The organism is Shouchella shacheensis (genome assembly GCF_001484965.1).
Taxonomy (GTDB): Bacteria; Bacillota; Bacilli; order Bacillales; family Bacillaceae_D; genus Shouchella; species Shouchella shacheensis.
The window spans coordinates 63841-76595 of record NZ_LLYY01000011.1 but is presented as its reverse complement, the minus strand read 5'-3'; the positions used below and the strand labels follow the sequence as shown (position 1 = coordinate 76595).

General features: G+C 48.5%; 14 protein-coding genes. 5 read left to right on the top strand and 9 right to left on the bottom strand.

The window, feature by feature from the left end:
• Positions 1 to 295 precede the first annotated feature (295 nt).
• Positions 296 to 952, bottom strand: coding sequence for a YkyA family protein (locus tag AVZ68_RS12875; protein ID WP_059104970.1), 657 nt, complete (start codon positions 950 to 952; stop codon positions 296 to 298).
• Between the two features lie 217 nt (positions 953 to 1169).
• Here AVZ68_RS12875 and AVZ68_RS12870 point away from each other — a divergent pair, with 217 nt between their 5' ends.
• The 4 genes from AVZ68_RS12870 (at position 1170) to rnjA (ending at position 4463) form a co-directional block, all read left to right on the top strand.
• Positions 1170 to 1361, top strand: a complete 192-nt coding sequence (locus tag AVZ68_RS12870; protein ID WP_059104969.1) for a YjcZ family sporulation protein — start codon at positions 1170 to 1172, stop codon at positions 1359 to 1361.
• A gap of 152 nt (positions 1362 to 1513) precedes the next feature.
• On the top strand, positions 1514 to 2065 hold the full coding sequence (gene def, locus AVZ68_RS12865) for a peptide deformylase (protein WP_059104968.1): 552 nt from the start codon (positions 1514 to 1516) through the stop codon (positions 2063 to 2065).
• A 519-nt stretch (positions 2066 to 2584) separates the two neighbouring features.
• Complete coding sequence (locus tag AVZ68_RS12860; protein ID WP_059104967.1) at positions 2585 to 2794, top strand: DNA-dependent RNA polymerase subunit epsilon; 210 nt, start codon at positions 2585 to 2587, stop codon at positions 2792 to 2794.
• Position 2795: 1 nt separating this feature from the next.
• Positions 2796 to 4463 carry a ribonuclease J1 gene (gene rnjA, locus AVZ68_RS12855; RefSeq protein ID WP_059104966.1) on the top strand — a complete coding sequence of 556 codons (1668 nt, stop codon included), beginning with the start codon at positions 2796 to 2798 and terminating at the stop codon, positions 4461 to 4463.
• A 141-nt stretch (positions 4464 to 4604) separates the two neighbouring features.
• Here rnjA and AVZ68_RS12850 read toward each other — a convergent pair whose 3' ends face one another.
• The gene (locus AVZ68_RS12850; RefSeq protein ID WP_059104965.1) at positions 4605 to 5060 is read right to left on the bottom strand and encodes a redoxin domain-containing protein; all 456 of its coding nucleotides are present in this window, start codon (positions 5058 to 5060) and stop codon (positions 4605 to 4607) included.
• A 273-nt stretch (positions 5061 to 5333) separates the two neighbouring features.
• On the opposite strand from AVZ68_RS12850, the gene AVZ68_RS12845 reads away from it, so the two are divergent.
• Positions 5334 to 6134 carry a mechanosensitive ion channel family protein gene (locus AVZ68_RS12845; RefSeq protein WP_059104964.1) on the top strand — a complete coding sequence of 267 codons (801 nt, stop codon included), beginning with the start codon at positions 5334 to 5336 and terminating at the stop codon, positions 6132 to 6134.
• A 198-nt stretch (positions 6135 to 6332) separates the two neighbouring features.
• On the opposite strand, the gene AVZ68_RS12840 is transcribed toward AVZ68_RS12845, so the two are convergent.
• The 7 genes from AVZ68_RS12840 to AVZ68_RS12805 all read right to left on the bottom strand — a co-directional run bounded on the left by AVZ68_RS12840 (position 6333) and on the right by AVZ68_RS12805 (position 12682).
• Complete coding sequence (locus tag AVZ68_RS12840; protein ID WP_059104963.1) at positions 6333 to 6584, bottom strand: YkuS family protein; 252 nt, start codon at positions 6582 to 6584, stop codon at positions 6333 to 6335.
• Positions 6585 to 6939: 355 nt separating this feature from the next.
• A complete protein-coding gene (locus AVZ68_RS12830; RefSeq protein ID WP_059104961.1) occupies positions 6940 to 8070 on the bottom strand; it encodes an N-acetyldiaminopimelate deacetylase in 1131 nt (376 codons plus the stop codon).
• Positions 8067 to 9278, bottom strand: coding sequence for an aspartate aminotransferase family protein (locus AVZ68_RS12825; RefSeq protein WP_059104960.1), 1212 nt, complete (start codon positions 9276 to 9278; stop codon positions 8067 to 8069). Before AVZ68_RS12825 ends, AVZ68_RS12830 begins: the two co-directional genes overlap by 4 nt.
• Before the next feature lie 69 nt (positions 9279 to 9347).
• On the bottom strand, positions 9348 to 10070 hold the full coding sequence (dapD, locus tag AVZ68_RS12820; RefSeq protein ID WP_059104959.1) for a 2,3,4,5-tetrahydropyridine-2,6-dicarboxylate N-acetyltransferase: 723 nt from the start codon (positions 10068 to 10070) through the stop codon (positions 9348 to 9350).
• Between the two features lie 62 nt (positions 10071 to 10132).
• Complete coding sequence (locus tag AVZ68_RS12815; protein ID WP_059104958.1) at positions 10133 to 11029, bottom strand: AEC family transporter; 897 nt, start codon at positions 11027 to 11029, stop codon at positions 10133 to 10135.
• A 267-nt stretch (positions 11030 to 11296) separates the two neighbouring features.
• Positions 11297 to 12361, bottom strand: coding sequence for a mechanosensitive ion channel family protein (locus AVZ68_RS12810; protein WP_245628138.1), 1065 nt, complete (start codon positions 12359 to 12361; stop codon positions 11297 to 11299).
• A gap of 96 nt (positions 12362 to 12457) precedes the next feature.
• Positions 12458 to 12682, bottom strand: coding sequence for a hypothetical protein (locus AVZ68_RS12805; RefSeq protein WP_059104956.1), 225 nt, complete (start codon positions 12680 to 12682; stop codon positions 12458 to 12460).
• Positions 12683 to 12755: the final 73 nt, after the last annotated feature.

Here is a 12755-nt window from a genome sequence, read left to right as displayed (position 1 = left end):
CGACTACTCTTGAAAATAAACCTACGAATGGGCATTCAGGGCCCGAAAACTGAGCGAAGGTTCAACTGTTTCAATCATCATCAAAAATCAGTGATACACCTCACCTTTCTTAGTCATTTTACAGGATAGTCATTCCATCCGTCAATCCATTTACCCCTCTATTTCATGCAAGAAGTGAAGAAGCCCCCTTTATCCAAAAGAATAAAACTGTGTTATACAATATAACGCGAATTCACTAATACAGATCAAACAGATTATGTTCGTTTGCTTTCTCGGTGCACGTTAAAAGAGTGCGCTACTCTTCGTAGCGCACTTCTAGGTCGGAGGCATCATAGAATGCCTTCTTGGCTTCATTATAAGCGTCGGTGTTTTCATTGAACGTGTTCGTGGCGTCGACCACTTCGTCATACTTGGCATTCGTGGCTTCCACCTGTTCCGTTAACGTCTCAGCATCCAGCTCTTCTTCCTTAAGCATCGTATAAATTTCTTCGTCTAAAGCAAGCGACTCTTTATAATGATCGTATAAGACCTGATAGCTTTCGTAACGTTCACTCATTGCTGTCTCCACGGATTCCGCTAGTTCACGGACAGAAGAATCCTCAATGTCTTCAAATTCCGCTAACGCCCCCTCAAACTCACTGTACCCGTCTTCAATGCCTTGCTTTTCTTGCTCGAGCATATCCGCTCGTGCCTGTACAGATTCTAGGGCCTGATCGGAAAGTGAAACAATTTGATCAAATGCCTCCATATCCAGCTTAATCAGCTCCTCATAGAGAGCGGCTTCTTCCTGTTCCGCTTGCTGAAGCGGTTCTTGTTGCTCCTCAAATGCATGCTCTTCCTCTGCCGCAGCTTCAAACTGCGTGTAAACCGTTTCTGTCGCCGACTGGCCACATGCTGTAAGAACCGCCGCAGAGACCCCCAGCATGACCACCCCATATGTACGTTTCAACACGTTCCTTCCCCCTTCAAAAACTTTCTACCACATTTCTCTCTATTACAACAATATCGGACAAGCGGCAGCTTGGCAATAGAAAATGAACAGCTTCTACATAAATAAGTTTAAGCAGATAACCAAACCTGGGCATACGTCCAATCTAATTTGAGGCGCATGCATACTGTAGTATTGAATCACTTAAGTGAAGTGATCAGAACAAAGGAGGCTTCTCACTATGTATGGATATGGTTATGGACATGGTTGTGACCCATGTGCAGGATATGGCTACGGTCCGGTAGCTGGAGCTGGTCACGGTGGCGGAAGAGGCTTCGCGTTGATCGTTGTGCTCTTCATTCTGCTCATTATCGTCGGTGCTTCTTGGGGCTTCGGTGGCGGTGGCTTTGAGCACGGCCCAGGAGGAAAATAAATAAATAGGCCTAAGCCGAGTGAAGCAGAAGGGGCCGCCCTTCTGCTTTTTTAATTGTCTAGCTCAGGCACTTCCGCTTTCCTTCTAGCTTCAGCTTGCGAAATAACCTAGGAATCCTTAAACTAGATATGAAAAATGAGGAGTGATACATTATGATTACAATGGATGAAATCATTCGTGAAGGGAATCCCATCCTCAGGCAAGTAGCCAAGCCTGTTTCGCTTCCCCTTTCCACCGAAGATAAACTAACGCTCCAGGACATGCTCGATTTCATAAAAAATTCACAGGACACGGATATTGCCGAAAAATATGGCCTTCGTCCTGGCGTTGGCCTAGCCGCTCCACAAATCGGTATTTCCAAACGTATGTTCGCCGTTCACGTAACGGATGAGAATGACAAGGTCTACAGCATGGCTCTTGTGAACCCGAAAGTCGTTTCCCATTCCGTTGAACAAAAGGAGCTCGAGAATGGCGAGGGCTGTCTTAGCGTGGATCGGGAGGTTGAAGGCGTGGTTCCACGCTACGCGCGCATTAAACTGAAAGCGACGGACATCAATGGGAAAGAGGTGCTCCTCAGGCTCCGTGGCTATGTGGCGATTGTCTTTCAACATGAGCTTGATCATTTGGATGGTGTGATGTTTTATGACCGTATTGAAGGATTAGATGATAAATTCAAACGTCCACTTCCAGGTTTCGCCATCTAATTTACCAGTAGTCCCCTCGGGTAGAAGCTACGTTTTCACACATGCTAGGGTTAAAACGAGAAGCATACCTTGAAAGGGGTGGAGACGATTGTTAAAAAGATGGCGAGACAAGCTTGTCAAAGGTTGCCGAAATTTGTTGCCTAAAACGCTCTATATGGATGTTTAATCGATACACATTATGGAAAAGCTTATGAGCCAACCCCCACGTACAGGTTGGCTTTTTTGTCTAGCTTCGGCGAGAAGAAGCTCGCCTTCGCTTTTCGGATTTGTCTAGCTACGGCGAGTAAAAGCTCGAGATTTTTCAGTCCTGCACCGAAATCCAAAACCGGGATTTCTAGTCCAGGCCTTCCAAAATTCTCGCTTCTGAGCGACTCGCCTTCGCTTTTCGGATTTGTCTAGCTACGGCGGGGAGAAACTCGAGATTTTGAACACTTACGTTGTGGGCAAAAAACAAAAGATGAAATAGATCAGCAATTCCTTTATAATGAGTAGACAAGACGAAAGAAGGAGAGGAAATATATGGTTTTTAAAGTATACTATCAAAAGGACTTTTCCCAAGCACCTGTTCGCGAAACGACAAACGCTCTATTTATCGAGGGGGAAAGTGAATCTGACGTAAGACGCAAGCTCGCTCCGCGCGAGTACAACATCGAATTCGTGACCCAGCTCTCTGACGCTCATTTGGCTTACGAACAAAAGTACGAAGACTTTAACCTGGAGACACTTTAAAATGAAGCAAGTGAAAAACAACCAAACCGCTGTTTTTGCCCTAGGGGGCCTCGGTGAAATAGGAAAAAATACGTACGGTGTACAATTTCAAGACGAAATCATCTTAATTGATGCCGGCATTATGTTTCCGGAGGACGAGCTTCTCGGCATTGATTATGTGATCCCGGACTACACCTACTTGTTCAAAAACCGCGACAAAGTCAAGGGGCTCTTTGTCACTCACGGACATGAAGACCATATTGGCGGCATTCCTTATCTTCTGCGCGAGCTGAATGTCGATATCTACGGAGGCAAGTTAGCTCTTGGTCTCTTGCGTGGAAAGCTAGAGGAACACGGGTTGCTTCGCACCGCCAAACTGCATGAAATTGATGAGGACGATGTGATCAAGTTTACAAAGACATCGGTTTCCTTTTTCCGAACGACACACAGCATTCCTGATTCCTTCGGCGTCGTCGTGAAAACACCGCCCGGGAGCGTCGTACATACGGGCGACTTTAAGTTTGACTTCACACCCGTAGGTGAGCCCGCAAATTTAACGAAGATGGCCAAAATTGGTGAAGAAGGCGTGCTTTGCCTGCTCTCCGACAGCACCAACAGTGAAATTCCGGATTTCACCATGTCCGAAAGCAAAGTCGGCGAGAGCATTGACAACATTTTCCGTAAAGTGGACGGCCGAATTATTTTTGCCACCTTCGCTTCCAACATTCACCGTTTGCAACAAGTGGTCGAATCGGCGGTGGAATTCGGACGCAAGGTTTGTGTTTTTGGCCGTAGCATGGAGTCTGCTCTCTCGATTGGACAAGAGCTCGGCTACATACGCGCACCGAAGAATACGTTCATTGAACATTCGCAGTTGAACAAGCTTCCGGACAATCAAGTGACGATTCTCTGCACAGGAAGTCAGGGAGAGCCAATGGCGGCCCTTTCGCGGATCGCATTTGGCACACATCGCCAAATACAAATTATCCCTGGCGATACAGTCGTCTTCTCATCGTCCCCGATTCCAGGAAACACTTTAAGTGTCGGGAAAATCATTAACCAGCTGTATCGGGTCGGTGCAGATGTGATCCATGGGCCGCTTAATGACATTCATACGTCAGGGCATGGCGGTCAGGAAGAGCAAAAACTAATGCTCCGTTTAATGAAACCGCAGTACTTCCTTCCGATCCACGGGGAGTACCGGATGCTGCGCACTCATATTTCGCTAGCAACGGACTGTGGCGTCGACGAGGACAACTGCTATGTCATGGACAATGGCGACGTACTCGCGCTTCACCCTGACGAAGCGGGCGTGGTGAGCAAAATTCCTTCAGGTTCTGTCTACGTGGATGGGAACGGAATTGGCGACATCGGCAACATTGTCTTGCGTGATCGCCGCATTCTTTCAGAGGAAGGCCTCGTTATCGTCGTCGTCAGCTTGAACATGAAGGAGTTTACAGTGACCGCAGGACCGGATATCATCTCACGCGGATTCGTCTATATGCGTGAATCCGGGGACTTAATTCACGAAGCACAAAAGCTCCTGGCAAAGCACATGGATGAGGTCATGGCACGAAAAACCAATCAGTGGTCCGAAATTAAAAACGAGATCTCAGACCTCCTTGGTCCGTTCCTCTACGCACGAACCAAGCGTAAGCCAATGGTATTGCCCATTATTATGGAAACGTGAGCAAAGTCCTTATGTAAAAGCCAGCCTTACATTGTCGAGGAACCCACTGTTGTGAACAGGAGGTTCCTCTCTTTGGTTGGCATAAGATCTTTGCTCTCCCCTAAACAAAAAGGCACCGACAACTAGTGCCGATGCTCTCTCTTATTCCTCTTTAATCCCAAGTACACGGTCCACGCGCTTCGTGAGCATTTTCATGCCGCCACCCCCTGCTTGGAAGTGGCGAAGCTGTCCCTCGACATCAAACACATAATATGCGGGAACATGTTCATTTTCAAAGGCGTTGGTGAGCTTGTGCTCGCTGTCAACAAAGATTGGCTGATTGATCCCGTGCTCGGCTGCGACTTGCTTGATCTCCTCAAGATCCATATCTTTTTCTGACCGTGGCAAGTGGACAGCAACAACGTTTAGCTGGTCTATGTATTTGTCGCGAAACTCGTTGACGTCTGGCATCGCTTCTTTGCATAACTCACAGCTAATCGACCAGAAATGAATCAACGTCGGTTTGCCGCCAACGAGGTCTTCTTTTGATACTTGACCGTTGAACCATTCAGTCGCACCTTCTAGTTCAGGCATTGGTGAACGTAGGTTTAAAGCCATCTTTCGCATCCTCCTTTTATCCGCTTTTCATTAACGAAAGCCTAACATCAATGGCTAAGCCCCATAGCTACGCATTCTTTCCATATTTTATTCCTCTATTATAACCTTTGTGTGCATTTCACGCTACTCATACCGGCATTCCTCCCCTTTTTTGAGATTTGCATTCACTTATGCTACTCTCTAGTAGGATGATCGACAAAAATCTTAGGTTTCAAGTTTATACCGAGCCGCAATTGTACATTCTTAGTAGAGTAGGTAGAAGGAGTGATTACCATGGAGTTGTTTCGTGACGTACAGACTGTTCTGGCCAACCCGATCCTTGCCGCTGTCTGGCAGATCCTCATGGCCATCATCGCTTTTTTCATCGCACGAGCGATAGGAAAACGCCTTATAAAATCCTCTTTTTCCAAAATGGAAGCAAAAAAGGAAGGGGCACGAGGACGAACCCAAACCCTTGAAAAGATTTCGATTAGCGTCCTTTCTTACACGCTGATTTTCCTCCTCGTTGCGTTTGTTGCCGAGGCTGTCGGGCTGCCGTTAGGTCCTCTACTTGCCGGAGCCGGGATTGTCGGATTAGCGATTGGCTTCGGGGCCCAGGGGGTTGTCAGTGATGTGGTAACAGGATTCTTCCTGCTGCTTGAAAAACAGCTGGAGGTTGAGGACTATGTGACGGCTTCAGGCATCGACGGCATTGTGGAAGAAGTCGGCTTGCGAACGACGCACATCCGCGGGTTTGACGGAACGTTACACTTTATTCCCAACCGCAACATTGATAACGTCGACAACCATTCTCGCGGGAATATGCGCGCCCTTGTCGATATCGCCCTTCCAGCGGATAAGGACGTGGAACACGTCCTTTCCGTTGTTAAAGAAGCGGTTGAAGGGTTTAGCCACCCTGCTCTAAAAGAAGGCCCTGATGTGCTAGGTGTTCAAAGTGTCGATCTGTACTCCTCGGTTGTGCGTATCATCGCAAGAACAGAAAACATGCAACAATGGGGAGTGGAACGAGAGCTACGTGCCTTGATCAAACATGCCCTTTACGAAAACGCCTCTCAGCAAGACGAAGATGCCTAACTGAAAAATGCAGGCGGGTCGAACAGAGCGAGAATTTTGGAGGGCCTGCACGAGAAACCCCGGTTTTGGTTTTCCGGGCAAGCCTGAAAAAATCTCTACCTCCTACCCGCCGGAGCTTGAGAAAAAAGCGCAGGAGATTCATCTTGAGCTGATACCAAATAAACCGCCGCTTCTTAAGTGAAAGCGGCGGTTTTTTCATTACTGCATATTTTGCATGGTATGATCGACTTGCTGGCATACTTCCTCGGCTGTCCTGCCGCTGGCATTAATTACGCTACCCTGAATGCTTGTACCCTGCATTCCAAGCATGTTTTGATCTTGTCCAGAAATCACACAGCAGTCGCAGCCCTTTGCATCGTCTTCGCTACGCATATCCACCACGTCATATCCTTTGGCTTGCAACTCATCACGCACATCCGTTAGGGATCCTTCAACACCAATTTTCGCCATACATGCCACCTCCAAAATTATTCATGGATAGTATGTGCGACCCTGCCCAATTTTATACAAGAAAAGCGCAGGCGGGTTGAACAGAAGCGAGAATTTTGGAAGGCCTGACAAAGAAATCCCGGTCTTGGATTTCGTGTCAGGACTGAAAAATCTCGAGCTTCTACCCGCCGCAGCTAGATCAAGAAAAGCGCAGGCGCCCTGCTTACGAGCGACAAGTTCTGGAATGACGGCAGCATCAAGCCCGGCTTTGGCTTGATCTGGCGACGTGAAGAAACTCGAGCGAGTGGGCGCCGCAGCTGGATCAAGAAAAACAGGCGGGTCGAACAGAAGCGAGGCAAAGACACACACTACAAAATCAGACCGCGTTTTTCTTCCATGTGAAAAAATCAATCAAGTGGTTGACTGCAAGCTCCAGAGCCTTTTCGTCCGGGGCAAGGCGATTGTCATGTAACCCATAAGGACTAGCAACACCCAGCCAAAACATCAACCCCGGAATTTCCTTTAGAAAATAGCCAAAGTCTTCGCCCGTCATCGCTTCCCCAGCTTCTACATACGTAACCCTCTCAGCGTTTTCGCTAAATCGCTGAAACTCCATCACAAGCTCAGCATTGTTGTTCACCTCACAGTAGTTCGAGCCATAGTCAATCGTTGCTTCACACTCAAACCCAATCTCTACTCCTTTCACTAACGCCTCTAAACGTTGTTTGACGATGTCCATCGATTTCAGCGAACGAGTGCGAACGGTTCCTTCGATTCGCGCACGCTCCGCAATAACGTTTTGCTTCGAGCCTCCCTGAATCACGCCAATGGTCACCACGGCGCCATCAAGCGGGTCAACGTTACGGGAAACGATCGTCTGCAGCTGGGTAATAAAGTGGCTAGCGGTGACAACCATGTCTCTCGTCGTGTGCGGATAAGCAGCATGCCCGCCTTTTCCTACCAAATCTATAAACAGTTCGGAGGTGTTGGCGAAGAGAAGCCCTGGTTTTGTTGAAACTGTGCCAACAGGCAACTCCGGAGCGATATGCAGCGAATAGATCTCGTCAGGGCGCCACTCCCCGAGCACATCCTCTTCAAGAATCGGCTTGGCTCCGCCCGGACCTTCTTCTGCAGGTTGAAAAATAAAAACGAGGTTGAATGTTGGCTGATGGTAAGCAAAATGATGGAGCACGCCAAGAGCAATCGTCATATGAAAATCGTGCCCACAGGCGTGCATTGCCCCTTCGTGGGTGGAGGCAAACTCATAGCCGGTCTGCTCGTGTATCGGCAATGCATCCATATCTGCCCGGTAGCCAATGGTCCTCTTCGGATTCGTCCCCTCAACATGGAGGAAGATCCCCGTTCTCCACGTCCGCACAGTAAGAAACTCTTGAGGAAGCGCCGCAATTTTTTCAAGCAAGTACGCTTGCGTCTTATGCTCTGAAAAACCGAGCTCCGGGATTTGGTGAAGCGCCCGCCGCATCGCGCTTAATTCTTCCGCCTTCATGCGTGCGCCTCCTTTTGCAACACACTTGCCAGCACGCCGCGGAAAAGCCGCAGAAAGGTGTCAATTTCCGTGTGTGTCAGCGTAAGCGGTGGCAATAGGCGAATGATCGTCTGCTGTGTGACGTCCACGAGGATTCCGGCTTCGAGCATATTCCGCTGGATCAGTTTTACCTGTTCCGGAGACAAGTGTGTCTGAATGCCAAGCATCATGCCAAGACCGCGAACCTCACTTAATGCCTCCGGAAATTCTTTCTGAAGTGCTTCCAGCCCATCCGTAAGTGATGCAGCTGTCTCTTTGCTTTCCTTAAGCTGACCATCATGCAATACCCTTAACACCGCCAGGCCAAGAGAGGCACTTAGCGGGGACGGCGCAAACGTCGTTCCGTGATCGCCCGGCTTAAAGAGACCGCTCCACGCTTGCTTGACAATCATCCCGCCGAGTGGCAAGCCGCCGCCGATGCCTTTGGCGAACAGTACAACATCTGGCTGCACACCTGCGTGCATGTAGGCAAACAGCTCCCCGGTCCGTCCGACACCGGTTTGGATCTCGTCCATGCAAAACAGCGCTCCGAATTCTTTGCAGAGAGCGGCTGCTTGCTGAATAAACGAGCGAGACAGAGGAACAACACCCCCGGAACCAAGAACCGGCTCCATGATGAGTGCCGCGGGCTGCTGTTCCTTCAAAATTGCGCGAAGCCCAGCGACATCCTCTGGCTCCACCTCATACACAGGCAAATCGTGCATTGGGAAATCTTGATAGACACCAGGTTGACGCGTCAGTTTGAGAGCACCAAGCGTACGCCCGTGAAAGCTTCGTTTGAGCACAATAACGCCGCGGCGCCCATCTCCGTGTGCAGCACTCCACTTATGCACAAGTTTCACCGCGGCCTCCGTTGCCTCAGCCCCCGAATTCGTAAAGAAAACCTTGCCACCAATGGTTGCTTCGCTTAGTTTCTCAGCAAGTTCTACCGCTGGCTTATTGACGTACAGATTGGAGATATGCAGGAATTTCTCTCCTTGCTCTTTCAGTGCGCGAACAACCTCCGGATGAGAATGACCCAGAAGATTGACAGCCAGCCCAGTAATTAAATCCAAATAGGAGTTTCCATTTTCATCATACAGGTAGTTGCCCTCGCCCCGCTCAACCACAAGGGGGAGACGTCCGTATGTCGCCATAATCGACGTACGATCTCGCTCAAACCAGTCCATGATCTGACCCTTCCTCTCTCGTATGGAAACAGCTTTGCCACAAAAGGCAAAGCTGTTAAGTGTTCCTCTTTAGTTGTCGTCGTTCAAGCGACGAAGCTCTTGCTTGATTTCTGTTTTGCCTTTTGTCCGCTCATCAATTTCCTTAATCACTCGAGCTGGTGTGCCTGCGACCACTGTATTAGCAGGAACGTCTTCTGTGACAATCGCGCCTGCAGCAACCACCGCTCCCTCACACACTCTAACGCCTTCAAGGACAACAACATTCGCTCCGATGACCACACCGTCTTCAATGATCACTGGCTGAGCAGAAGGTGGCTCAATGACGCCCGCAAGCACCGACCCTGCCCCTACGTGACAGTTCTTCCCGACCGTCGCTCGTCCACCAAGGACAGCGTTCATATCAATCATGGTTCCTTCGCCGACAACAGCACCGATATTAATGCTTGCGCCCATCATGATGACCGCGCCTTTGCCAATTTCCACCTGATCCCGGATGATGGCGCCAGGCTCAATTCTAGCCTCGATGCCTTTAAGGTCAAGCAACGGGATTGCTGAATTGCGGCGATCATTTTCCACCACATAGTCGTCAATTCGTTCTTTATTCTCTTCAATAACAGGAGAGATCTCGTTCCACTCCCCAAAAAGAACGCCGGTATCACCGGTAATAAACGCTTTGGTATCCCTGCCAAAGTCAAGCCCTTCAAGCTGACCTTTAATATGTACTTTTACAGGTGTTTTCTTTTCTGCGTTTGAAATAAACGAGATAATTTCGTTTGCATCCATCATTCTCATCTGGATAACCTCCTTCTACTCTCTTCAATATCATAAAGTGAAGCGAAAAAAAATGCAATCCACTAACCAAGAATCCAAAGCAAAAGCGTTAGCGAAAACAAACTGACAATTGTCGTAATGAGCGTAACGCTCGAGACGAGTTTAGGACGTGAATCAAACTGGACAGCATACATCACAATCGTTGCCGCGGATGGCATCGCTGCCGAGACAATTAATACCTTGGCGACTAACGGGTCGAGGGGCAGTATATACACAAGCCCAAAGGCGATCAATGGTGATAAGAACATACGCACAACCACACTGAACGTGACTTTCTCCCACTCAAACCCTTCCCAACGAATCATGGCAAGCTGCATGCCGAGAATGAGCATGACGGTGGGAATCGCCGCCTCCGCTACAATGTCAACCGTCATAAAAAGATTGTCCGGCACTGGAATAGAGACAGCGTTCAGGAAGAGTGCGGCCACCGTTGCATAGGTGGCAGGCATTCGCGCAATCGCGTGGAGGGCGATTTTTACCCCGGCTTTTCCCCTGGCTGCATAATAAACGCCAAAAAGATTCATGATGATGGATTGAAGCACCATGAAAGAGACCGCATAATCAAAGGCGATCGGACCGTAGGCAAATAAAATAATTGGCGTCCCGTAATTTCCAACGTTCATGAAAGCCGTCGAAAGAATCAAACCGCTTTCATCCGCCTGCGTTAGGTTGCGCCACCTCGCATAAATCTTGTTGATGACGATGAGGAGAAACATAAGGAGGAGTGCAAAGATCGTCATGTACGCGTACTGCGCGTTCAGTGGCGACTCATAAAATGTCCGAAACACAAGGCAAGGCGTCATGATGTAGATCGCCACTGTCGAGACGGAGCGGATGTCAATTTTATAAGCTTTCTGAAGAACAAACCCAAACACAAAGATTAAAATGACCGGCAGTACCACTTGAAAGAAAATAGCCAACGAGAACCCTTCTTTTCTAAAAGATAAGAACGTTTTTCGTGCGTAGGCCAACCCGCCTTCGCTTTTCTCTGTCTAGCTGCGGCGGGTAGGAGCTTCGAGATTTTTCGCCCTGACAACGAAATCCTAACCCGGGATTTCTTTTGTCAGGTCTCCAACATTCTCGCTCCTGACCAACCCGCCTTCGCTTTTCTTGTTATCATATCATGCTTTTCTGACGAATTTCAGTGCTTCAAAAGAAAAAAACTTGAAGGGCGCTCCCTCAAGTTTTTAAGAACCTTGTGATCTCACAGGGGTTTTCTCTTCATAAACAAGGCTTGGTGTCGCTACTTGGACTCCTTGTTCTCTAAAAATGTTCATGATTTCAAAGTTAATCTCTTCCTTTACGTCTGCCCATTCTGTCCAAGCGGTCGTTTTTGTAAAGTAGTATAGAAAGATATCAAAACTCGACTCACTGAACTGATCAAAGTGGACCATCACCGTCTCTTTCCTGACGCCCTCATGTTCCTGCAAGAGCGTGCGAATGGCAAGCACGGCTTGTTGCAAGTCCTCACGCGATGTTTCTTGACGAACCCCTACAGAATAAGAGACTTCCCTCATGGTCATTACCGACCAATTGGTGATCGGCTCTTTTGAAATGGTCGCATTAGGAATGACCACAACCGCGTCTGCAAACGTTCGGACTTTCGTGCTTCGGAAGGTGATGTCCTCAACGATCCCTTCCACGGACGGTGTCGCAATCCAGTCCCCTTTTCGAAACGGCCGTTCGGTAATAATTACAACACCGCCAAATAGATTTGCGAGCGTTTCCTGTGCCGCGAGGGCAAAGGCCAGTCCGCCGATCCCAAGCCCAGCAACGAAGGTACCGACCTCTATCCCCCAACTACTAAGGAGGGTGACAAACGCTAAAATGACCACGACAAAACGCAAGATGTTTGATATAAACGGGATGAGAATATGTTCCTTGTCCAACTCCAACTTTTCTTGCGTGAACTTCATGAACGTCCCGTGAGTCGAGACATAGTAGTATAAGCCCCAGAAAAGTATAAGAATCAAGCTCGTCTGGTAGGCGTTATTCAGCACTGGAAACTGGGTAACCTCTATGTCGATGGCTCTAAGGGCCAGAAACGTTCCGAAAATGACCCAGAGCATGCGCAGCGGCTTTTCATACGACAACAGCAACTGTGTGACAAGCGAAGCCTTCGTTTTGCGTGAAAGGCTTAGGATGATTTTGAATATGTAGCGCGTGAAAACTTTGCGAAAAAGCAAGAACAACAGAAAAATCCCCACAGCGATGACATAATCCCACCACGGAACAGACACCGCCCAATCCATGAAGCGTTCTCCTATTCTCGTCATACCGATCTCCTCTTCATCATTCTCTCTTTTAGAAAGAAGTACCTTATGCCAAGCAAAAGGATGCTTCCAGAACTATTCTAACACAAGCCTCAGCAACCTGCCGATCGAAGAGCCTGAATGAATGCCATCCGATTTCCGCCCCTCTCGAGCTGGAAGACCTCCCCACTCTTCCCCGAACTCATAATTAAAGGAGGAAGAGCGGCCTTTCTTTGCTTGATTGCCAGACTCTCGAAAAACAGCTATACTAAGAACGCTCAAAACGAGGAGAAGCAGAAGAAAATTCACTATTTTTGGCATCAGGTGTCCTCCCTTGTCTAGTGATGGTACGGTTAGCTTGTGCGTTTTCTTCATGGCTATCCAGTGAACAGAG